The organism is Scopulibacillus daqui, from assembly GCF_016908855.1.
GTDB classification, from domain to species: domain Bacteria; phylum Bacillota; class Bacilli; order Bacillales; family Sporolactobacillaceae; genus Scopulibacillus_A; species Scopulibacillus_A daqui.
Map to the genome: position 1 here is coordinate 17,130 of NZ_JAFBER010000025.1, position 22,779 is coordinate 39,908.

23 protein-coding genes and 1 rRNA gene are annotated in these 22,779 nt (G+C 41.0%); 9 read left to right on the forward strand and 15 right to left on the reverse strand.

Going from position 1 to position 22,779, the window contains the following annotated elements:
- Positions 1–29: 29 nt before the first annotated feature.
- Positions 30–1,370: a sugar porter family MFS transporter gene (locus JOD45_RS13965; RefSeq protein ID WP_205004521.1), complete on the reverse strand. Its 1,341-nt coding sequence runs from the start codon at positions 1,368–1,370 to the stop codon at positions 30–32.
- Between the two features lie 480 nt (positions 1,371–1,850).
- Here JOD45_RS13965 and JOD45_RS13970 point away from each other — a divergent pair, with 480 nt between their 5' ends.
- Genes JOD45_RS13970 through rbsB form a run of 6 tightly spaced genes read left to right on the forward strand, consistent with a single transcriptional unit; the run spans position 1,851 to position 7,663 of the window.
- A complete protein-coding gene (locus JOD45_RS13970) occupies positions 1,851–2,867 on the forward strand; it encodes a LacI family DNA-binding transcriptional regulator (RefSeq protein ID WP_205004522.1) in 1,017 nt (338 codons plus the stop codon).
- A 41-nt stretch (positions 2,868–2,908) separates the two neighbouring features.
- Entirely contained in the window at positions 2,909–3,802 is an 894-nt protein-coding gene (gene rbsK, locus JOD45_RS13975; RefSeq protein WP_205004523.1) for a ribokinase, read from the forward strand.
- A 60-nt stretch (positions 3,803–3,862) separates the two neighbouring features.
- Positions 3,863–4,258 (forward strand): D-ribose pyranase, encoded by a 396-nt coding sequence (rbsD, locus tag JOD45_RS13980; RefSeq protein ID WP_205004524.1) that lies wholly within the window; start codon positions 3,863–3,865, stop codon positions 4,256–4,258.
- Entirely contained in the window at positions 4,258–5,772 is a 1,515-nt protein-coding gene (locus JOD45_RS13985; protein WP_205004525.1) for a sugar ABC transporter ATP-binding protein, read from the forward strand. The genes rbsD and JOD45_RS13985 overlap by 1 nt, the downstream gene beginning before the upstream one ends.
- Complete coding sequence (locus JOD45_RS13990; RefSeq protein ID WP_338056101.1) at positions 5,750–6,688, forward strand: ABC transporter permease; 939 nt, start codon at positions 5,750–5,752, stop codon at positions 6,686–6,688. Before JOD45_RS13985 ends, JOD45_RS13990 begins: the two co-directional genes overlap by 23 nt.
- Before the next feature lie 39 nt (positions 6,689–6,727).
- Positions 6,728–7,663 carry a ribose ABC transporter substrate-binding protein RbsB gene (rbsB, locus tag JOD45_RS13995; RefSeq protein WP_205004527.1) on the forward strand — a complete coding sequence of 312 codons (936 nt, stop codon included), beginning with the start codon at positions 6,728–6,730 and terminating at the stop codon, positions 7,661–7,663.
- Between the two features lie 230 nt (positions 7,664–7,893).
- On the opposite strand, the gene JOD45_RS14000 is transcribed toward rbsB, so the two are convergent.
- The 3 genes from JOD45_RS14000 to JOD45_RS14010 form a co-directional block, all read right to left on the reverse strand.
- The gene (locus tag JOD45_RS14000; RefSeq protein WP_338056102.1) at positions 7,894–9,318 is read right to left on the reverse strand and encodes a sodium:solute symporter family transporter; all 1,425 of its coding nucleotides are present in this window, start codon (positions 9,316–9,318) and stop codon (positions 7,894–7,896) included.
- Positions 9,319–9,383: 65 nt separating this feature from the next.
- Positions 9,384–10,367, reverse strand: coding sequence for an agmatinase (gene speB / locus JOD45_RS14005; RefSeq protein ID WP_205004528.1), 984 nt, complete (start codon positions 10,365–10,367; stop codon positions 9,384–9,386).
- 160 nt (positions 10,368–10,527) lie between these two features.
- Entirely contained in the window at positions 10,528–11,928 is a 1,401-nt protein-coding gene (locus tag JOD45_RS14010; protein WP_205004529.1) for a sigma-54 interaction domain-containing protein, read from the reverse strand.
- Positions 11,929–12,167: 239 nt separating this feature from the next.
- Between JOD45_RS14010 and JOD45_RS14015 the strand changes: the two genes are divergently transcribed.
- Together JOD45_RS14015 and JOD45_RS14020 are read left to right on the forward strand one after the other, a co-directional pair.
- Positions 12,168–12,566, forward strand: coding sequence for a nucleotidyltransferase substrate binding protein (locus JOD45_RS14015; protein WP_205004530.1), 399 nt, complete (start codon positions 12,168–12,170; stop codon positions 12,564–12,566).
- Between the two features lie 213 nt (positions 12,567–12,779).
- Positions 12,780–13,526, forward strand: a complete 747-nt coding sequence (locus tag JOD45_RS14020; protein WP_239549291.1) for a gamma-glutamyl-gamma-aminobutyrate hydrolase family protein — start codon at positions 12,780–12,782, stop codon at positions 13,524–13,526.
- 43 nt (positions 13,527–13,569) lie between these two features.
- Here the strand turns inward: JOD45_RS14020 and JOD45_RS14025 are convergent, their stop codons facing one another.
- The 11 genes from JOD45_RS14025 to JOD45_RS14070 form a co-directional block, all read right to left on the reverse strand.
- The gene (locus JOD45_RS14025; protein WP_205004531.1) at positions 13,570–13,920 is read right to left on the reverse strand and encodes a YflT domain-containing protein; all 351 of its coding nucleotides are present in this window, start codon (positions 13,918–13,920) and stop codon (positions 13,570–13,572) included.
- A gap of 135 nt (positions 13,921–14,055) precedes the next feature.
- Positions 14,056–14,688, reverse strand: coding sequence for a response regulator (locus JOD45_RS14030; protein WP_205004532.1), 633 nt, complete (start codon positions 14,686–14,688; stop codon positions 14,056–14,058).
- The gene (locus JOD45_RS14035; protein WP_205004533.1) at positions 14,685–15,749 is read right to left on the reverse strand and encodes a sensor histidine kinase; all 1,065 of its coding nucleotides are present in this window, start codon (positions 15,747–15,749) and stop codon (positions 14,685–14,687) included. Before JOD45_RS14035 ends, JOD45_RS14030 begins: the two co-directional genes overlap by 4 nt.
- Positions 15,746–16,510 carry a cell wall-active antibiotics response protein LiaF gene (liaF, locus tag JOD45_RS16635; RefSeq protein ID WP_420825889.1) on the reverse strand — a complete coding sequence of 255 codons (765 nt, stop codon included), beginning with the start codon at positions 16,508–16,510 and terminating at the stop codon, positions 15,746–15,748. The genes JOD45_RS14035 and liaF overlap by 4 nt, the downstream gene beginning before the upstream one ends.
- Positions 16,401–17,255 (reverse strand): DUF4097 family beta strand repeat-containing protein, encoded by an 855-nt coding sequence (locus JOD45_RS16640; protein WP_205004543.1) that lies wholly within the window; start codon positions 17,253–17,255, stop codon positions 16,401–16,403. Before JOD45_RS16640 ends, liaF begins: the two co-directional genes overlap by 110 nt.
- 72 nt (positions 17,256–17,327) lie before the next feature.
- Complete coding sequence (locus JOD45_RS14045; RefSeq protein WP_205004534.1) at positions 17,328–17,984, reverse strand: PspA/IM30 family protein; 657 nt, start codon at positions 17,982–17,984, stop codon at positions 17,328–17,330.
- A 38-nt stretch (positions 17,985–18,022) separates the two neighbouring features.
- Positions 18,023–18,439 (reverse strand): LiaF transmembrane domain-containing protein, encoded by a 417-nt coding sequence (locus tag JOD45_RS14050; RefSeq protein ID WP_205004535.1) that lies wholly within the window; start codon positions 18,437–18,439, stop codon positions 18,023–18,025.
- 652 nt (positions 18,440–19,091) lie between these two features.
- Positions 19,092–19,298: a hypothetical protein gene (locus JOD45_RS14055; protein ID WP_205004536.1), complete on the reverse strand. Its 207-nt coding sequence runs from the start codon at positions 19,296–19,298 to the stop codon at positions 19,092–19,094.
- A 98-nt stretch (positions 19,299–19,396) separates the two neighbouring features.
- On the reverse strand, positions 19,397–20,572 hold the full coding sequence (locus JOD45_RS14060) for a cation:proton antiporter (protein WP_205004537.1): 1,176 nt from the start codon (positions 20,570–20,572) through the stop codon (positions 19,397–19,399).
- On the reverse strand, positions 20,572–21,066 hold the full coding sequence (locus JOD45_RS14065) for a cation:proton antiporter regulatory subunit (protein ID WP_205004538.1): 495 nt from the start codon (positions 21,064–21,066) through the stop codon (positions 20,572–20,574). The genes JOD45_RS14060 and JOD45_RS14065 overlap by 1 nt, the downstream gene beginning before the upstream one ends.
- 128 nt (positions 21,067–21,194) lie before the next feature.
- The gene (locus JOD45_RS14070; RefSeq protein ID WP_205004539.1) at positions 21,195–21,980 is read right to left on the reverse strand and encodes an arylamine N-acetyltransferase family protein; all 786 of its coding nucleotides are present in this window, start codon (positions 21,978–21,980) and stop codon (positions 21,195–21,197) included.
- 489 nt (positions 21,981–22,469) lie between these two features.
- Between JOD45_RS14070 and JOD45_RS14075 the strand changes: the two genes are divergently transcribed.
- Positions 22,470–22,779, forward strand: a 16S ribosomal RNA gene (locus JOD45_RS14075); the annotation flags it as partial.

Below are 22,779 nucleotides of genomic sequence, written 5' to 3' on the forward strand. Positions count from 1 at the left end.
TTGTCCACATTATCCGCAAGTACACTGGGTTAGACCCCAAATTTCTTGCGCAAATCGAATTCGATTTCTTCTAGGCTGCGGCCTTTTGTTTCCGGTACAAATATAGCAACAAAGATAAAGGCTAGAACGCCGATAGCCGCAAAGATGAAGAATAATGGAACGATGCCAATTGCGCCTAGCAATATAGGGAAGAGGAATGATACAACTAAATTTCCTAAAGAAAGGAATAGCGTTGTAATGCCTGTTCCGGCTCCGCGGGCTTTAAGCGGGAATAGCTCCGGAAGAATAACCCAAACAGCCGGCCCCCATGTCGCCGCAAAGAATACAATGAAAAGACCAAGGAAAACAACAGTAACCCATGCGGTTGACGTTGATAGTCCTGCAAATGAAAGAATAGAGGCGATCACCACAAGGCTGATGACCATTCCAACGTTGCCCCACAGCATTAATTTTTTGCGGCCTAGTTTATCAATGACAGCGATAGCAACAAGGGTCAACAGAACGTTGACAATACCGATGCCGACTGTTCCTAGAATCGAAGCAGAAGACCCTAGACCAGCATGATTAAAGATTGTCGGTGCATAATAAATAATTGCGTTGATCCCGATGATTTGCTGGAAGATAGCAAGGACAATGCCGACGATCAGCATTGGGCGCACCCAGCGGGCTTTGAGTAATGACCATGCGGTTTCTTGATCTTTTTCCGCTTCTAACATTTCGTGAATCTCATTTTCAATTTCGTTTTCTTCGCGTGTTAGCTTCATGACTTCACGCGCTTCTTTTTCGCGGTTTTTCTTGATTAGCCAACGCGGGCTTTCAGGCATAAATGCTACGCCAATCAACAAAATAATAGCCGGTACAACTGCAAGCCCCAGCATCCAGCGCCATCCTTCAATTGGCGTGAACGCATAGTTGATAATATAGGCAACAAGAATACCTATAGTGATCATCAGCTGGTTTAATGAACCTAATGATCCGCGCACATGAGTCGGCGCCATTTCTGCAAGGTATACAGGAACCAATGCGGTAGATCCCCCGACAGCCAATCCTAAGATAATCCTAGAAATAACGAGTGCAGTTGCGTTTGGTGAAAAGGCAGCTGCTAATGATCCTATAATATATACAATAGAAATCACTAAAACGACACGCCTGCGTCCCCATCGGTCAGACAGCGGGCCGCTTAGACCGGCGCCGACGATTGCGCCTATGAGCAGAGCGCTTACAACAAATCCTTGCATAAAACTGGTTAAAGGGATGTCTTTTTGTATAAATAACAGCGCGCCGGAAATGACACCGGTGTCATAGCCATAAAGCATGCCGCCAAGCGCCCCGAAGAAATAAATCAATCCCTTATTCGTCTTCCCGAACATTTAAAAGAACCTCCTTCATCTTAGACAATCGCTATAATAAATATAACGTTTTCATTAAGTAAATTAATTAACTTGGAATACCAAGGAAAAGTCCCTTTTCAGTGTTCTAAGAAGGGATTGCTTCTTTAAGAACTCTAAAAGGGTAAGTATAAACGTTAAAATTGATGAATAACAATTAGGGCTGCCTCATTATAATAATTCTTAATGAAACCAATTTCAAATAAAATGATTTCGTTTTGAATAAATAATAACATGGTTTATAATCCCCTAATATTTATATTTTATTTTACATGTCATATTTAAGTAAAGCCTTTCCTAAAGGTAACTGGTATGCCTGTTTTTACCTCTTAAGTTAATAAATTATCTTTCTTTATTAAATATATTGACAATATCATACGGCTTACATTATAATCCATGTAACGGGTTACAAAGTTTTTCTTCAACAAATGTAAGCGGTTACTAATAAGGGGAATTTAGTTTATGGCAACAATCAGAGATGTCGCAAAAGAAGCCGGCGTGTCAGTAGCTACAGTATCGCGGGTGATTAACAGCAATGGATATGTTAATGAAGAAACAAAAAAGAAAGTTGAGAAGGCTATTCAGCTTCTCAATTATAAACCGAATGCAGTTGCGAGAAGCCTCTTTAAAAAACAATCCATGACGATTGGGCTGATTATTCCCGATATCACAAATCCATTTTTTCCTCAATTGGCCCGGGCCGTAGAAGATGTCACCAATGAAAAGGGGTATACGATTATTTTAGGCAATTCTGATGAAAGTTCTGAAAAAGAACAAGAATACCTTGATATTTTCGAACAGAAGTATGTTGATGGAATTATCCTTGCGACGAATACGCTAACAGTAGAGCAGATTGCGTCACTTGGCAAACCTGTCGTGGCAGTTGATCGCCCTATTGATTCCGGCGTGCCGACAGTTGTGGCGGAACATCGTAGAGGTGCACAAGCCGCAGTCCGCCACCTTTTGGACACGGGTTGTCAAACAATTGCACATATCCGCGGTCCGGAACACGTGGTCAGTGCTGATGAAAGATGTAAGGGATACCTTGATATCGTTAAAGATAAGCCATGGTTTTCGGATCAATTAGTGATTAATGGCCACTATGCGATAAATGATGCCTATAAAGCCGCTTCAGAATTAATTAAAGATCGCCCGGATGTTGACGGGATTTTTGCCGGAAATGATTTAATGGCTATCGGTGCTTTAAAAGCCGCCCGAGAGTTGGGCAAAAAGGTGCCTGAAGAACTGGCCATTATTGGATTTGATGGTATTGATATGTGCGAAACGACTTTCCCGGAATTGTCTACAATGGTTCAGCCCATATATGAATTAGGGGCAACAGCAGCCAATATGCTGATTGAATTAATAGAGAATCGCCGGGTCAACCAACAATATTATGAGTACCCGGTACAACTCAAGGTCAGAAATTCTTCAAGGGGTCGGCCTCCAAAAGATGTGAATCATGCGGATAATATTTAACCTTTGAAAGACCATTCATTTAATATGAAGGAGGACAAAAAATGGCGCGGCCAAAAATAACGGTGATCGGAAGTATTAATATGGACTTAGTTACAGAAGCTGACAGAAGACCGGAAGCCGGGGAAACAACGCTGGGCAGACAGTTTTCCACAATTCCCGGGGGAAAGGGAGCGAATCAGGCCGTTTCAGCCGCTCGTCTTGGCGGTAAGGTTACGATGATTGGCTGTGTCGGCGAAGATGCGTTTGGCAAAGATCTGTTAGAACATCTAGAAAGAGAAGGAATTATAACTGAAAATGTGGAACCGGTTACACAATTAAAGACTGGCATTGCGGCCATTACGCTGGCTGAAGGAGACAACAGCATCATTGTTGTTCCTGGTGCAAATAATGCATTAACTGAAGATAGAATTGTACAATACGAAAATATCATTGCTGATAGCGATGCAGTTCTGCTGCAGCTTGAAATTCCGATGCCGACTGTTATAAGAGCAGCGAAACTGGCATCTAAGCATGGCGTTAAAGTCATTTTAAACCCGGCGCCTTTTCAAAAGCTGCCTGACGAACTGGTCAATGATGCCGATATCATCACACCGAATGAACATGAATATGTGGCGCTTATGAAGGAATATTCAGGAGACCCGAACACGATTAAAGAAAAGTTAGTCATTACAAAGGGCGGGGAAGGCACTGTTTTTTATAAACAGGGTCAAGAAGTTCATATTCGCGGCTATAAGGTTAATGCAGTGGATACGACCGGAGCCGGCGATTCATTTAACGGTGCTTTAGCTGTCCAAATAGCCAAAGGCGCTTCTCTTGAAGATGCGGTTCGCTACGCGAATGCTGTCGGCGCCTTATCGGTTACGAAGTTTGGTGCACAGTCAGGCATGCCGACCGCTGATGAAGTTCACCATTTTTTAGCGGAACAAATTTCGTAATCTATAGATAAAAAAACTTCATAAAGGATCGGACTTCAAAATAAGCAGGGGGATAACATCATGAAAAAACACGGGATTTTAAATAGCAGCATTGCAGCTGTCCTCACTCATCTAGGACATACAGATACCATTGTTGTTGCGGATTGCGGGCTGCCTATTCCGGACAATGTAAAGAAAATAGACCTTTCTATTAAAAAAGGATTTCCAAGTTTCCTAGATGTTTTAGAAGAAGTCGCAAAAGATATGGTCATAGAAAAGGCCACGCTTGCAGCTGAAATACAAGACCAAAATCAGCCTTTGTATACTGATCTGAAAAAGCTTTTCACCGGCACGGAACTGGCAATGATCAAGCATGAAGACTTTAAAAAGCAAACAGCAGAGGCAAAGGCCGTGATCAGAACTGGCGAGGTGACGCCGTACGCCAATGTTATTTTGCATGCTGGGGTGATTTTCTAATGGAACCTATTGTGAGAATGACAAACATCAGCAAGTCGTTTTCTGGCAATCAAGTGCTTAAACAAGTATCCTTCGAGATCGTTCCCGGGGAAATCCATGCCTTGATGGGGGAAAACGGGGCTGGAAAATCAACGCTGATGAAAATTTTGACCGGTATTTATTCAAGGGATGAAGGAGATATCCAGGTTAATGGCCGCTCTGTTGATTATAAAGATCCAAAAGACGCTGAGAAAGATGGCATCAGTGTTATCCATCAGGAACTGAATATTATACCTCATTTGACTGTCGCAGAAAATATGTTTCTCGGAAAGGAAATTTCTATTAGCAAAACGGGTATTTTAAAAACAAAAATCATGAGACGCGAAACCAAAAAACACCTGGAAAGGTTAGGTGTTCAGTTAAATCCCGATAAAAACGCCGAAAGTCTGTCAGTCGGCCAACAGCAAATGGTGGAAATCGCCAAGGCGCTTGCCGCCGAAACTAAAGTGCTTATCATGGACGAGCCTACTGCCGCGCTGACTGATAGGGAAATTGAGACACTGTTTAAAGTGATGAATGAATTAAAGAGCCAAGGCGTTGCTATTGTCTATATTTCTCATCGGATGGAAGAAATTTTTCAAATGTGCGATCGGATAACCGTATTAAGAGACGGCAGTTGTGCAGGAACAGAAAATATTAAAGACACGGATCTTGATCAGATAGTAAGAATGATGGTCGGCCGGGCATTAGGTGAACGGTTTCCGGAGCGCCGAGTCGAGATAGGGGAAGAAAGGCTGAGAGTGGAAGGGCTTTCAAACCCGGGTTTGTTTGAAGATGTTCATTTTTCAGTCAAACAAGGTGAAGTTCTTGGGGTAGCCGGTTTAATGGGTGCGGGCCGTTCTGAGATTTTTGAGACATTATTCGGCGCGCGCCGCAAATCCAGCGGCCGTATTTTTGTTGATGGAAAAGAAGTAAAGATTAAAAATCCTTATGATGCCAAAAAAGCCGGCATTGGCTTTGTCACTGAAGATAGAAAAAGTGAAGGGCTAGTCTTGGAACTATCAGTTAAGAAAAACTTATCATTGCCTAATTTGAAAACGTTATCAAATTGGGGCGTCATTTCTGCAAAAGCTGAAAAAGCCATGGCGGATGACTTTATAAATAAATTGCGGATAAAGACGCATCATGCTGATTTGCAAGTGAAATCGCTAAGCGGCGGGAATCAGCAAAAGGTCGTTATTGGAAAGTGGGTTGGCATTAACCCGAAAATTCTCATTCTTGATGAACCGACACGGGGAGTAGATATAGGCGCTAAAAAAGAAATCTATCAGATTATTAACGAATTAGCCGCTCAAGGCGTAGCTGTTATCATGATTTCTTCTGAATTGCCGGAGGTTCTGGGCATGAGCGACAGAATTATGGTCATTCATGAAGGGAAGGTGGCCAGGATTTTGGATAAGGATGAAGCCAATCAAGAAAATATTATGCAGGCAGCAACAGGAGGTTATCGTTGTGTCGAAACAATGGGTCAATAACTTGCAAAAGCTAGGTCCGGTCATTGGACTGATTATTATTGTTATTATTTTGTCAATTCTAAGCCCCAGTTTCTTAGCTATGGACAATATATTTAATGTTCTCCGTCAAGTTTCTATTAATGCGCTCATTGCTTTTGGCATGACGCTTGTTATTTTAACAGGGGGCATTGACCTTTCTGTTGGATCAATTTTAGCATTGGGGAGCGCTGTTACAGCCAAAATGCTGGCGGACGGAATGGATCCGATTTTATCAGTTCTTCTAGGTTTAATTGCCGGCGGAGTGATGGGGGCTGTTAACGGTCTGATTGTCACAAAGGGTAAAGTAGCGCCGTTCATAGCGACGCTGGCGACTATGACAATTTTCCGCGGTCTAACGCTCGTTTATACAGACGGAAAGCCGTTAACGGGTCTATCAAACAGCTTTTCCTTCCAATTGATTGGCAAAGGGTATTTTTGGTATATTCCGTTTCCGGTGATTTGGATGTTTATCGCCTTCGTCATTTTGCTGTTTATCTTGAAGAAAACAACAATAGGCAGAGGCATTTATGCCGTGGGCGGCAATGAAGAAGCCTCTATTCTTTCAGGTGTTAAAGTTAATAGAATCAAGGTTTTTGTTTATACGGTAACGGGGATATTATCAGCTTTTGCAGGCATAATTCTAACTTCACGTTTGAATTCTGCCGACCCTAACGCGGGCATGTCTTATGAATTAGATGCCATTGCAGCAGTTGTCATTGGCGGTACGAGTTTATCTGGAGGCCGAGGCTGGATTTTTGGAACTTTTATCGGTTCGCTTATTATTGGTGTATTAAATAATGGACTGAATCTGCTAGATGTGTCGCCTTTTTTCCAGCAAGTGGTTAAAGGTGTTGTCATTCTCATCGCGGTATTGCTCGACCGTCGTGACAAAAAATGATGAAATCTAAAAAATGAACAGGGTCAGGAGGATTTCGGTATGAAGAAAGGGCTCAAAGTGCTTGTATTTGGGTTGTTGTGCACATTATGGCTATCAGGCTGTTCTTTAATTTCATTAGAACCGCCGGGATCAGGACATTCGCATCATAAAACGTCCGCAGATAAATTGAAGATAGGCTTATCCATATCAACTTTAAATAATCCGTTCTTTGTCAGCTTAAAGGAAGGTGCGCAAAAGGAAGCAAAAGCGAAAGGTTATCAGTTAATCACAGAAAGTGCTGAAAATGACTCAGCTAAGCAAGCGAATGATATTGAAGACCTTATTCAAAAACATGTCGATATATTAATTGTCAATCCAACAGATTCGGATGCGGTAGTCGGCGCGATTCAATCGGCGAATGCTGCTCATATTCCTGTCATCACTGTTGACCGTAAAGCAAATGGCGGCAAGGTTGTTACCCACATTGCCTCAGATAATGTAAAAGGCGGACAAATAGCGGCGAAAATGATTACCGATCAACTTAAAGGCAAAGGACATATCGTAGAATTGCAAGGCATTCCTGGGCAATCGGCAACAAATGAACGCGGAAAAGGCTTTGACGAAGAAATAAAAAAAGCAAAGGGGATTACTGTAACTAGACAGCCGGCAGATTTTGACCGTAATAAAGGTTTGTCGGTCATGGAAAATATTATCCAAAGCAATCCTCATATTGATGCGGTCTTTGCCCAAAATGACGAAATGGCATTGGGGGCCGCCGTTGCGCTTAAAGAAGCCAATATCCAAAATGCAACAGTCATCGGATTCGATGGTACGGATGATGGAATTAAAGCTGTAAAAGACGGCAAGATGGCTGCCACCATTGCTCAAGAGCCTATGGTTATTGGCAAAGAGGCGATAGATGCAACGGCAAAAATTGTTGACGGGAAGAAAGTGCCGAAGTTTATTCCAGTCAACTTAAAAGTGATAAAAAAATAAGGGTAGGACCCTAAAAAGTTTGAATAAACGCGCCCCTGCAAACGTCTAGGGGGGCCGCAAAAAGAAGAGGGTGTCCCAAAAGCTAAGCTTTTGAGGGACACCCTCTTTTGATTAACAGCTGCAAATCTAAAACAGGAGAGATTCTTAATATTATCACATTCCTTGAACTGGATGTCTTCTGCCGGGAAATGATAAGCGAATGCTTTTTAAGGCTTGCCAACCGGCAGATTTTACTTATCTATAACGTTAGCTTCTGCGGGGGAATCCTTTTTAACATCACTTTTTACGAGAAGGATGCCTATCGTCATGACAAGAATTCCCGAGATTAATCCATAAATGATAGGATTCAATGAGGAGATGCCTTCAATCATTAAATCTAACACGACGACGGCAGAGCTAGCCACCATAGAAGCCATCACAACTTTTTTGGAAATGCCTTTCCAAAATAAAGCGGCGATGACCGGGAGAAGGATACTGCCGGTCAAAAGGGCATAGGCAACGTTTAAGGCATCGACAACATTTTGTAATGCTGCAGCTATTAAAATGGCAGCGGCACCGACGAGCAAGTTCATTAAACGAACGCATTTAATTTCTTTTAAGTCGTCTTTCTTGGATCGGCTGAAGGGCAGAATAAAATCGTTGACGATGATCGTAGACGAGGCCATGATCGTTCCTGAAGCTGTTGACATAATAGCTGAGGCAATAGCAGCAATGACCAAACCCAGCAGTCCTGTCGGTAAAATATTTTGAATGAGGTCAGGAAGGGCTTTTTGCGGATCATGCAAGGACGGGAGCAAAATGCTTGCCATCATGCCGATAACAGCTCCGGAAATACCATAAATAATGCAATAAAGACCGGCCATTATAGTCCCTTTTCTCATGACGGATTTATTTTTGCTTGTGAGCGCCCGCTGCCAAACATCTTGGCCTATCATCATACCAAAAAAGTACAGTAAGAAATAGGAAAAAATAGCTTTGCCGCCAATGCCAGTGATATCAAGAGCTCCTGGTTTGAGATGATGGACAGCATTGTCAAATCCGCCTGCATGAAAAATACTGAGAGGCAATAAGATAAGCAGCAACCCAATGGTCATAACCCAGAATTGGATAACATCCGTTAATGTGACGGCCCACATGCCGCCTAACATGGTGTAAAAAACCACGATGGCGCCGCCGGTGATGATCGACATCACATTACTCCAGTGAAACATTGATGAAAACATTTCCCCCATTGCAATAATCGCAACGACAGCGACCATCATGTCATAGACGGCCATGATCAACGCACTGTAAAGGCGGCTGCTTTTTCCAAATCGTTTCGCTAACAGTTCGCTGACGCTGACAATATTTAAATCACTCAGTCTGTTTGAAAAGAATATGCCCATGCCTAAAATACCGAACCCGATCATACCGACCAGCCACATGCCGGAAATACCGTATTGGTAACCTAATGCTGTACTGCCGAATGTCGAAGCGCCGCCGAGAACAACAGCGGACATAGCGGGGACATAAAGTCCGTATCCGAGCCTTTTGCCGGCTACTAAAAAGTCTGACTTACTCTTAATCTTTCTGGAACTCAATACACCTACAGAAATGAGAACCGTAAAATAGGCAAAGATAATGACAAAGTCAAAATTTGTTAAAATCTCAGACACCTCCAAAGAGCGTTTCTTTTAGATGTCGATGGGTATCATCGTGAAGATACCCATCGAAAAAGCTCTTATTGCTTGGCAAACTTTTCATTTGCTCTTATAGTGTTTTCCTGATTCCGGCGTTTTTTTAAGGCTATTAATGTCATCATTTCATAGATAATTGATGAAGCGGCAGCAGCCGTTATATCACCGCTGTCATAAGAAGGGAGAACTTCAACTAAATCAAACCCGACCAGATTCAATCCATCTAATCCTCTGACATATTCTAAGCCTTCATAGCTTGTCGGTCCGCCAACTTCCGGTGTTCCCGTACCAGGCGCATAGGCAGGGTCGAGAAAGTCAATATCGTAAGAAACAAATACGGGTTTATCGCCGGCTCGTTCATGAATTTGTTTCATAACATTTTCATAGCCAAGCTTCCGAACTTCCTTCATTGTTATCACTTTAAAGCCAAGGTCCCGCTGTTCTTGAATATCCTCTGGGCCGTATAAAGGTCCCCGCATGCCAATTTGAATAGAATGATCTACATCAAGAAGACCTTCTTCAACAGCTCTTCGAAATGGCGTGCCATGCATATATTTTTCTCCGTAATAGTTGTCCCAAGTATCACCATGCGAATCAAAATGAACAAGAGCCACAGGGCCGTACTTTTTGGCAAAGGCTCTTAGATGTCCAAGCGTAATGGAATGATCGCCGCCCATCATAATAGGTGTTAATGATTTTTGAAGGATTTTATCGAGTTCGTCGGCAATATTTTGGTAGGTTTTATGAATATTCCCTGGTATGACATCGATATCTCCATAGTCTACACCGGAGCAGTATTCGAAAATGTTAATTTCTTGTTCGGGATTATAAGGCCGCAGCAATACAGAAAAGTCCCGAATATGCTGCGGAGCGTATCGTTGTCCAGTTCTGTTTGAAGCAGCCGTATCGAAAGGGACACCAACAATAACAAAATCGACATTGTCGGTTGTTTTCACCGATTCTAATCTCATAAACGTTCGCATTCCGCAAAAACGCGGAGATTTTGATGAATCTTTTGGTTTATACATGTTAAAGCCTCCTTAAAAAGTATCTTTCAATATTGAATATTGCAAACTCTATGCCAGCGTTTTTGTCGAGAAAAGACGGTTAATAGCGCAAAAAATTGATTCATTTTTGAATTAAACATAGGGGAATTAATTCATTTTGAAAGAGTCGATTCAAAATGAATTAACGGATATGGTATTTTTTTAGCCGGCGAACAACGGTTGATTGGCTTAATCCAAGATATTTTGCCATTTCATAGGTTGATTTGTATTGCCGGCAGGCACGTTCCAGCCAATTTTTTTCAACTGCTTGCAAAGCCTCTCGAAGGGTTAAATAACGGTCGTCAAAATGTTCCAATTCAGACCAGTTTGTATGCCGGCTGTGATCGGATTGTTCATTAAATGGCAGGCTGCCTGGATATATGATATCTGTTTCGCTTGTAATGACGAGCCTTTCAATTAAGTTTTCCAGTTCCCGGACATTTCCCGGCCAGTCATATTTTAGAAGGGCGTCAATCGCTGTTGGATGAAAAGATTTACGAGACTGGTATTTTTTGTTGAACTTTGAAAGGCAATGATGAATAAGCTGATAGATATCTTCTTTTCTTTCACGCAAAGAAGGGATTGTAATCGGAACAACGTTCAAACGATAATAAAGGTCCTGACGGAATTTTTTCTCCTTAACAAGCTGTTCTAAATTTTGATTCGTGGCTGCTGCCAGCCGGAAATTCACTTGTTTCATTTTATTGCCGCCGATTCGCGCTACTTTCTTGCTTTGCAGCACTTGCAGCAATTTGACTTGATTATCAAGTGAAAGGTCACCGATTTCATCTAAAAATAATGTGCCGTTATTTGCGAGCTCAATCATGCCTTTTTTTCCTTTTTTGCTGGCGCCTGTAAATGCCCCTGCTTCATAGCCGAACATTTCTGACTCGAAAAGGTTTTCCGGGATGGCGCCGCAATTGACTTCTATAAAGCTCTCATTTTTTCGGTCGCTTAAATCATGCAAGGCATGTGCAAAAGCTGTCTTTCCAACGCCGGACTCGCCGAGCAATAGAACGGCAGCGTCTGATTTCGCGACACGATGAATCAAGTCCCATGTTTTCTGCATTTTTTTGCTGTTGATAATCATTTTTTCATTCCCGAATTGTTTCTCTTGCAATTCTTTAATTTTAAACTCGTACTGTTTCATTTTGGCTTGCAGATGTTCATAGTCCTCCCGCAATTTTTGAATCTCGGTCAGGTCATGGGAAAAACTAATGATCCTGATTAATGTTTTATGGTCATCGAAGATGGGAATGCCGGTAGCCATAACGACCCGGCCGGTCAGTGTCTTTTGCATAACTTGTACTTCTTTTCTTTCCTTTAGAACCCTTAATGACACTGACGGGGTAAAGATATTTTCTTTTTCTAATTCAAATACCGTTTTGCCGATTAGATATGATCGGCTGCAGCCATAAATGTCTTCACAGTTTGGGCTGGCTTTTAAGACTTTGCCTTCTCCATCGGTTATCACAATATTGTCATTGGATGCCTTTAAAATGGCGTTTAGTTCAATTTCTAAAGAATGGCGGTTTTTGCTCATTTATGATCACCTGAATTGTTTTTTTCTTATTATCGCATTAAATGACGAAAGGGTGGTCATCAATTCTTTTTGTTAACAAATGTTAAAATCTTTTTTATTTTGAAAATAATGATTGCCGCATCATTATTTATCGAATAGAATAAAAAGAAAAAATGTCCTGTTTTTTGATTGTTTGCTTTAATGATACTAAGTTTTTCTTAAAAATAAACGGACGGCCTATTGAAGAAGGAAGGGATGCTATGGAAAGGTTATGCGAACGCGTTTGTTTAGCTGAACAAGCACTGAATGCTTTTAAAGAAGTTTTGAAAATAGAGCGCCCGACAGCTATTGAAAGAGATGCTGCCCTTCACCGTTTTGCCTTTACTTTCGATGCTGTCTTTAAAGCGTCAAGGCTGATGCTCTATGAGGTAGAGGGTCTTAATGTTTTTTCGCCTAAAGGTGTGGTTCGAACATGCCATGAAGTCGGATTGTTTGATGATAATGAAAATCGGAATGCCCTGCAAATGGTTGTTGATCGTCATTTGACAGCTTTGGCCTATGAAGAAGCATTGGCTGATGAAATCTATGGGCGATTAAAGTTATATTTCTCTCTTCTTCAGAAGTGGCTGAAAGGGATTCAAGCGAAAACAACAGCTTAGCATGCCTTCAGTGCGAAACGAGGAAAGGAAGAATGAGGCATTCCGGCACAAGGCATGACAACACTTGAAAGTTAATTCATTTAGGGATAAGCCTGCAGCCGTTGGCCAATCATTGCAGGCTTTTAAAAAGATGCAGGAAAAAGGCTGAATCATATGGAATGATTATCATGAAATTTGTGATGAGAAATAAATTTTAGCAGAGGAATGATAGCCATGAAACCGATTATCGGAATGACTGGGATGCGTCAGAAGCATTCATCGAATCTGCCGGGTCCGCCGTTGCAAGGGGTTTACCTATCCGACGATTATGCACACGCCATTGAAGAAGCCGGCGGACTGCCATTGGTTATACCTTTTCTGAAGAAGATAGATAACATTCAGGAGTTTGCCAACCGTATTGATGGGCTGCTGTTAAGCGGGGGTGTTGATGTAGATCCTGCTATATTTGGTGAAGAACCCCGGCTTGGTCTGGGAACGGTTATTCCTGAACGCGATTGGCTTGACATTGAATTATTGAAAGCCGTCCATGCGCAAGGAAAGCCGGTGCTTGGCATCTGCCGGGGAATGCAGGTCATGAACATAGCACTGGGCGGTACAATTTATCAAGATTTGGCTCATGAATGGAACGGCACTGTACAGCACTCGCAGCGAGCTCCAAGAGGACATTTAAGTCATACGGTACATATCAAACCTAACAGCCAATTATATGGTTTGCTTGGCGATACTGACAAAATGAGAGTTAATTCGTTTCACCACCAATCGGTAAAAAATATTGCTCCTAATATGGAGGCTGTTGCGTGGGACGATGAAGGACTGGCGGAAGCTATTGAATATACAGGTGATTCATTTTGTCTTGCGGTGCAATGGCATCCAGAAAATTTATGGCGAAATCATAGACAGTTCTTAGGACTGTTCCGAGGTTTGGTTAAAGAGGCAGCGGTCTTTCGCGGACATTTCTAACGTGTTAAAAAACTGTTCACCATAACATAGGGGGAGGCCTATGTTATGGATGCAAATTTCTTACTTCTTGATGATTGTTGATAATTAAAAGTATTTTTCCTTGATACAACTTTTCTTTATATTTTTTTGCCTCTTCATTTGAAAAGCCCACTTCCTTCATCTTTTTAACGAGTTCGTCATCTTTCTCATTAAGCAAACATCCTAAAGTTCCGCTGAAGCCAAGTTCCTCTAAACCGATGGTATTGACATCGGCTTGTTTTGCCAGATGTTTTGTACGGCTGTTGTCGCTGGAAAGGATATAGATATCTTTCCTGTATACACCTAACTTTTTCAAACCTTTTATATCGCTGATTAAACGTTGCTCATTATCGTATTCGTGTATGAGCGGCTTCATATTGATTCCCCCAAGTTCATTTAAATGTTATTAAACTATTACACGAATTCCGATTTTTTAAACGCCTTATTTGCAGTCAGGGGGAATGCCCCCGGTCTGCTTATAAAATGGCTATTCATTCAGTTTGCCGCTGCTTCATTGAACGAGTTTATTGCGGTGAGCGTAGATCGCAGCTTGTGTGCGGTCTTCAACGCCTAGTTTTGACAGGATATTTGTAATATGGGTTTTGACCGTTTTAATGGCAATAAATAATTCATCGGCAATGTCTTGATTGCTTTTCCCGTCAGCGATCAATTTTAGAATTTCGAATTCCCTGGCGGTTAATGATTCATGGGGCTTAGGCTGTTCTGAATGCCGCATTTTCGAAAGGACTTTACCGGTTACTTTGGCTTCAAGAACGGATTCGCCTTTCATCGCAGCCCGAATGGCATCAGCGATTTCACTTGCTTTCGAGGTTTTTAATAAATAGCTTAGGGCGCCTGCCTCAATAACCGGGTATACTTTGTCGTCGTCTATAAAGCTTGTCAGAATGATGATTTTAGGGTCGGTGAGTGCTTTGCATATTTCCCGGGTTGCTGCGACGCCGTCTATGCCTTCCATAACTAAATCCATTAATATAACATCAGGCTTTTTTTCAATCGCCAGCCGTATGCCTTCTTCTCCATCAGATGCCTCTCCGACAATTTCGATGTCTTTCTGTGATTCCAGATAAGCGGATAAGCCGATTCGCACCATTTCATGATCGTCTACTAGCAATACGCGTATCATTGTTTTCGCTTCCTTTCACTATCAATAATCGGCACTTTGACTTCAATTTGCACGCCTTTGCCGGGGAATGAAATGATTTCAGCAACACCGCCGATTTCGTTGGCCCTCTCTTTAATAGACTCTAGACCGTAAGAGGATGTTTTTGGTTTGTCCATGTCGAAGCCAATGCCGTTATCTAACACTCTGAGAAGAAGCTGCTGGTTAGCCGCACTGAGGCGGACAGCGACTGAAGTGGCTTGTGAATGGCGAAAAACATTAGACATGGCTTCTTGGACAATACGAAACAGATGATCCTCAATACCCTTGGGCAAGCTTGGGATATCCTTAATATCCCAACTCATATTAATCGGTTGTTTTGCTTTAAATTCTTCAAATAGTTCTTCCAGACCTTCCTTAAGCCCTTTGCCTTCAAGTGTAGCGGGTCTTAAATGCATGAGAAGCGCCCGCATCTCATTCTGAGCGTTTCCAGCCATCTTTTCTACCATCGTCATTTGCTCTTTCACCTTCTTATTGGCGGGATCGATGTTCTCTTGTATCGCTGAGGACATCATAGAAATGGCAAACAGCTGTTGACTGACCGCATCGTGAAGCTCCCTGGCCAGACGCTGCCGTTCTTCGGAAATGACCGATTTCTTTAATTGATCGTTCCATTCGGCTTTTTCTGTTGATAACTTTTGCAGGGAAGCCACTTGTTTTTCGATCGTGCCGGCCATTTGATTTAAATGGTCAGCCATCAGTCCGATTTCATCATCGCCAAGATAAGGGACGCGGTGGGCGTAGTTGCCCCGTTCGTATTTTAAAATTGACTCAACCAAAAGCTCGAGCCGCTTTTTCAACATATTGCCGTAAATGAAACCCGTCAATATACCGATTACAATCGCAAAAATGAAAATAAGCAATATAAAGGGGATATTGAACCACTTAACTAAAAGAAGCGACTTAAAATCCAGCTTGTAAAAAAACAAAAATATGACAAGCGACGCTAAGGATACAAACAAGGAAATGCAGAGGGTAAATTGTGTCATCCGCCACTGTATATTTGTCAATTTCCTATTTCTCATAAGTGCCTCACATCAATATCGCCGATAAAGTTGGAGATTGATATCTTCACTTTTCTTGTCGCTGTTTCGTATCCCTTTGTTTCAACATTAATTTGCCGATTTAAGCCGCCCATTTTGTAGCCTAATACTTCAACATTTCCGATAGTAACCGAGGCAGCGACTGATACATCTAAATCATAAGGTATATATATATCGACATCACCGATCAGCCCGCTGATGACAATGGTGTTTTCGCCTTCATGAATGATGGCTTTTGATAGGTCGATTTTGTTATCTCCGATGCCGTAGGATAAATTCATATCTTTAAGCTCATATCTATGATTAATGAGCCGCAGATCACCGATAAGCGAACCGCGGAATTCCGGGGTTTTTACGATAATGACTGGATCGTCGTTATTCTCAGGGTTTTGATACTGTTCTTTTTCCAGATTTTCAATTTCCTCATCGATCCAATCGTCAACTTGGTCCTTTTTCATAACAGATGGCTGTTTATTTTGAGCGGTTTTCTTACCGTTTTTAAACATTCGATAACCAATGTAAATGAATAGCAGGGCAATGAAAAGGCCAGCTATATGAATATGGAAAACATCTTCAAATAAAACAATCAGTCCTAAAGTAAAACAAATGCAGGCAATCCATCGATGCTGTTTTTTAAGAAAAAATATGCCGGCTGCTGCAAAGATTAAAGGACCTACAAGGAGGCCGAGACCAATAACCCCTAAAAGTATGATAATGCCGATAAGGACTGCACCATATCCAATTAACTGCTTCAAATAGGTTCGCCTCCTTTATAACCAATTTAATTGATAGTAACCTTTCCGCTTTGTGTGTGCGTTGAGGGTAAAAATCAGCGTTTTTTGGGAATTTGAGCGAGACGCTGCCCGATTTAACATCTAAATCAACCGGCTCATTTAATTTCTTGAAATGAGCATTTAAGCGTCCTGATAATACTTTACCATTTAATTCGCCTGTAAATCGGGATAAATGAATGTTACCTGATTTGACATCCATTGATGCGGTTTTTGTTGTTAGGTTATCTGCATTTAATTTGCCGGATGTCTCCTCATTGTCTAAGCGGTTGATATCCAAGTTTTTCAAAGCGATATTTCCTGAATCAGCATTTAACCTAAGTTTATTTAATTTTATTGTTTTATCTATAGATTTTCCATCGAATTTAACATTTCCTGAAATAGTTGTAATATTTAAGTTTTTGCTGTAATTTTCAGGAATATAAATATTTAGAGTCGAAGGTTTCCAAAACGGTAAGAAACTCAAAAATTTAAATTTAGTGCCAATCTTAATGATGCCGTCTTGACGGTCAATAATGGCCCGGTGTTTTCCTCCGTGTGTTGAAACAGCCAATTGCTTTTTCTCGGAGGGAATGAGATTGATAGAAGTGCTTTTTGTGTCAACAGCAATTGTTTTTATTCCTGAAAGATCAGCTGTGTCATATTTGTAAGAAGATGCCGTGCGTTCGGCGGCAATGCTTGTGAAATTTAAATAAATTGCTCCTTATGATAGGATAAGAATGGGCATCTAAGATGCCCATTCTTCATTTAAGTATCAACTGCACGGGGATCAGCCCAATTTAGCCTTACGCATTTTTTCTAATTCTTTTTCCGCTTCATCAGCGTACTCGAGTTTTGTCCATTCACTAGAATTGCCTTCAAAACTGGAGCCTGCATACGTATTTGCTTTGATTTCCATTTCACAAATGCGCTCCTCGAGACGCTGGAATTCCTTATACGTACTTTCTGAATCAATGCGGTTAATAGAGGTATACATATGCTCTTTAGCCTTTGCTGCATTAGCCCGAGCAATTAATGCATTCTTCTTATCTTTTAAATTTTGGAATTTGTCTTCAAGTTGACTTAATTGGTTTTTAAGATCTTTTACCTGCTCGCCGGCTTTTTCATAAAGATCTTCATATTGCTTAGCTTTCGCTTCAAAGTGTTTCATTTCTTGAAGGGCTTTGCGGGCCAAATCTTCTTCACCTGCATCAAAAGCCCGCTGCGCTTGTTCCTTGCGCTTTGCTGCCAATTTCTCTGCTTCATCTTTTTTCATAAAAAAGTTTTTTTCGATGGCTTGCTGTTTGATAATGGCATGCTTTGCTTTGGCTATTTCTGCATCCATATCGCGCAAATATTGTTTAAGCATAATCTGTGGATTTTCAAGTTTGTCTAAACCTTCGTTAATTGTAGCAGTGATCATATTTTTCATTCTTTTTAATACCATAAGAATGCCTCCCTTTATTTAAGCTTTAAATGAGTTTTTTAATGATTATCATTGTGTCGTTTTAAAAAATCTTTCCATTCTTTGTCAAAGTTGCTTTCTAAATTGACATCTTTATAAGTATGACCCGCTTCATCTGTTAATGCAGGAGCGGGTTCCGGATCGCTCTTAATGAGTTTCCAGCCGAAGTAGACAAGCACTGCAGAAACAGCAAATGAAACGAGTAGCGGCAACAGGCCGACAAACATTAAAAGACCAATAATCAACGCTATGACACCCAATATTTTTTGTCCGTTTGTTGAAGAAGTTTTTAATTTTTTTGCTCCAAAGTAAATGAAAATGATTGAAAGGGCGAATGGGATCAATCCGCCGATGTGGATGCCCAGCATGCCTAAAATGCCGACAGCGCCGATAATTAGCAATATCATTCCGACTGCACTTTTGAAATTTAAGCTCATGTTTTTCCCCTCCTTCCTTGGATATCTTCAGTCTACGGTAAATATTCATTTTCCAAAACGCACCGGGGATGCATTTTGACTAAGACCCGGGTCTTACTGGGACATCACACATAAAAGCCCTGCATCGTTTAAAGCGATACAGGACTTTCTTTATATTTACAGATGAGGTAATCAATGAAAATGATTTAAGCCAAACCATTTCTAGGCTGAATAGCAGCATGCTTGATTACTTCCAATAAAATTTTATTGTTAGATACTTATAATTGATATGCCTCAAAAATATATTTTTGTGCTTGTTGACATAAGAGTGATTAGCGGAACCAATGAAAAAGAAAAAAGCCGATATTCGGTCCAATTGGCCGATATCAGCTGATTTTTAAGTCGGGAATAATGCGAAAATCACCTTTATAACCCAAAACCACGATCTCGCAATTTTTTCGGATTGCATTCATTTTCATTGACATTTAAAGCTTAATGAAAAGCCCATTAAAAGGGATAATAGCAAAATGATTTTCTTTTATATAACATGCGTTTATATAACTTGCGTTTATATAACTTGCGTTTGTATAAAAGAATGAGAGTATGTTCGAAGGGTTTCTCAGAGAAGCCGGAGTTCATTGGGAGCTCCCCGAAGTATACCGGTTAGTTATCTTTATTCCTCTTTCTCTCCCTTGATTCTTTGTTTTGCAGTATGAATGGCTTCCATTCTTCTTCTGTTTTTTTCTTCAATAGCGCCGCGCTGTTCAGCATCTGGCGCTGTATTTAAGATTTGCTGACTGTCTTCTATGGCTTGTTGAGTATTTTCAATCCTATCTTCAAGCGCTTCAATTTTTTCCCGGCTGTTAGTTTGTTTTGGCATATCTATCTGCTCCTTAGTCATGATTTACCTTTATCATTTGACGTTTAAGCATGATTTATGTACAAAAAGAAAAGCAAGCGCCATTTCGGCACTTGCTTTCAGCCCTCGGGAACTTTAATTTTTTTCTTCGGTTTTTTTGGGCTGCCGTAAATCTTTGTTGTTATTTTAGGTGCGAATATAAAAAGAACAATGCCGATAAATGCAGCAATAAGGATATAAATGCCTGAAAATACTTTTGTTGTACCTGAAGCCAGGCTTGCGATAACAACAGAGAATTCACCGCGCGATGTAATCGATAAGCCGGCTCTTAAAGACACGCGTTTTGAAAGGCCGTACCATCTTCCGCCAACAACGCCGACAAGTATTTTGGCAATAATACTCCAAATAAGCATAACAATTAACAGGCCGATCATTGGTACGCCGTGGCTTAAATCAATCGTTGAACCAAATGAAAGGAAGAAGAGAGGGAGCAGCAAATCCCGAACCGGAATGGTTGTGATTTCGATTTCTTCAATTTCATTGGTTTCTGCAAGCATCATGCCGGCGAGAAAAGCGCCGAGCACTTCCGATAAGCCAAGATACACGGCTAATCCGCCGTAGGCAACAGCAATACCTACTGTAAACAGTATAAAAATATCCTCATCATTAATACGTTCGATAAAATTGCTCAGTTTACTGAAAACATATCGGCCTAAAAGGATAGCAATAAGCGCTAAAACAGCTATTTTTAATACGAGCAGTCCAAGCTGGCCGCCTGTCACTTTTTGGCCGGAAGTGAGACCGATCAGAACCGCTACTAAAATAGGAGCAACTAAATCTTCAAATATAAGAAGGCCAAGAATATATTCACTTTCAATGTTTGCCATTCTTTTTGTGCTTTCGAGCAGTTTGGCTGTTATCGAAGAGCTTGTTGCATATACAGCTCCGCTAATAAGGAAAGATGTTAAAAAGTTAAGCCCAAAAAAGTAACAAATAAGAAAAGGAACACCTAAATTTAAAGCAATATTTAACAGACCGCCGGACCATACTTTTTTAGCTGTTTCCCCAAGTTTGCTCATTGGAAATTCCAAACCGAGCAGAAAGAACATCAGAATGATACCGATTTTACTTGCGATATCTAAGACAGCATTGTCAGAGATGAGACCTCCAAGAATAATGCCTAAGACAATGTAAAGGATAACACCTGGAACGTGAATTTTTCTCCCGATAAAACCAAAAATGAAGAGGAGAAGAATGATCATTCCTGCCGCGAGATAAAAGGGTGTATCATGCATTAATGATTTTCCCCTTCACCGCATAAGAGGGACAGTTCTCTGATTTGCTCCTGTTTTCCAATAGCAATGATGACATCGCCGGCTTGTAATTTAACATCTATATCTGGTGTAGCAATTAAATCTTCTCCTTTTACAATTCCTATAACAGATGCACCTGTCAGCGGGCGTATTTCTGATTCTCCAATCGTTTTACCGACAAGCTGGGATTCTTTGGACAGTTCTATCCATTCGATTTGAATTTGCTTTCTAAACATTTTGGCTTTGTCCACATCAACCGGCTGATAAATGGCACCAAGCAGTTGGGCGCCGATTTCTCTTGTCTCTTCAGCTGTCAAATTGATGTAGAAGTCCGGTTCATCATTATCGGCATCCTCAAACATATACAGGTCGCGTTTTCCATTATGATGGACAATGAGAACCATCATACTATTTTCAGCAGTTACCATTGAAATTTTATAGCCGATGCCCGGCAGTTTGGCAGTTTTTATTTTCATTTCACATCACCTTTCATTGTTCCCATCAAAAAATAAGCATGGTTAACGATTTATGAGCGTTTCGAACTAAAATGATTCCCGCACCATTATTATGACAAAATAAGAAAGTTTAGAGCAAATTAATTTGTTTATTTATCAAAGCAGAGCGTCTTGTTATGATAAACGCTTTTGGCATCAATTTTAAAGTGCTTTTTCAAGACTTGTTCCAGTTGGTCTTTCGAGATATGTTTCTTCATTTTATTTTGGCCATTAGTGATAGTTAAAGTATCCCCGGATAATGTGTCACGACCTTTTTCTGTTGCGATAGTAACCAAAATTTCTTTTGTAAATGGGGAATCAGGTGATGTTTCATTATAGCGGCACGCATCATTAAAAGACGTTAAAGACCTTGGGCTGCAAGTGAAACGATGCTGTATTTGCCACTCTTCGCCGCCTCTTTTTCTTTGAAGAAGGTAAACGCCTTGGCTTTCTTCAATTATTCTGTAGCTGCCGCTTATATCTGTTGCGATCTCCCCGCTTAAGGGAATTGGCTGGCGAAATGAGTCGCCAAACCCTACATCAACAAGATAAGGTTTGTCTAATTCAACAATAATCGCGGCATGGCTTTCTTCTTTTGCCCATTTGCCATCACCGGCGTAGACGGTACCAGCAATAAGATAAGAATTAAAACCAAGCTGATCAAGCAGCTGCTGAAATAAACCATTCAGTTCATAGCAGAATCCGCCGCGCTGTTGTTTGACGACTTTGCAGTAAAGGTTTTCTATATTTAAGGTGATGGGAATCTGGTGAATAACATCCAAGTTTTCAAAAGGAATATGTGTGATGTGCAGATATTGAAGCCTGCTTAAAGAAGATAAATCGATTTGTAGCGGGGGGACGGCTTTAAACCGTTCTAAATATTCTTCTGTATTCATTCGACAGCCTCCTTTAAAAAGCATTTCAGAATATAGCCTTCTATTAAGATATATTATTTATCACCAAGCTGCCTAATAAAATGATGACTGAAACGGATCGGACGCTTGAATATTGTTTTTAAAAAAAATGTTGACTTAAATAAGATCAGATGATATTATATTTCATGTCGATTTAATGCGATTCACGAAACAGACAAAAAAACATATTGACATTATGAAACTACGATGTTAATATAATGAACGTCGCTTTTGAAAGGAACAAAAAACAAAAGCGAAAAACCATAAAAAGTTGTTGACAAGATGTTAACGGCTTGATATAATAAAAAGGTCGCTATCGAACGGCAAAGACTTAAAAATAATGATTGTTCTTTGAAAACTAAACAAAAGCCAAGCGTGATTGAAAGGGCAACTTTCAACAACAGCTAAGGATCATAACGATTAAAAGTTTAACTGTTTCACAGTTTTTTAAAGGATGTTCAACATCCATACTTTATTGAGAGTTTGATCCTGGCTCAGGACGAACGCTGGCGGCGTGCCTAATACATGCAAGTCGAGCGCGGGAAGCAAACAGATCTCTTCGGAGTGACGTTTGTGGAACGAGCGGCGGACGGGTGAGTAACACGTGGGCAACCTGCCTGTAAGACTGGGATAACTCCGGGAAACCGGGGCTAATACCGGATAACCTTTCGCACCGCATGGTGCGGAAGTAAAAGATGGTTCTGCCATCACTTACAGATGGGCCCGCGGCGCATTAGCTAGTTGGTAAGGTAATGGCTTACCAAGGCCTCGATGCGTAGCC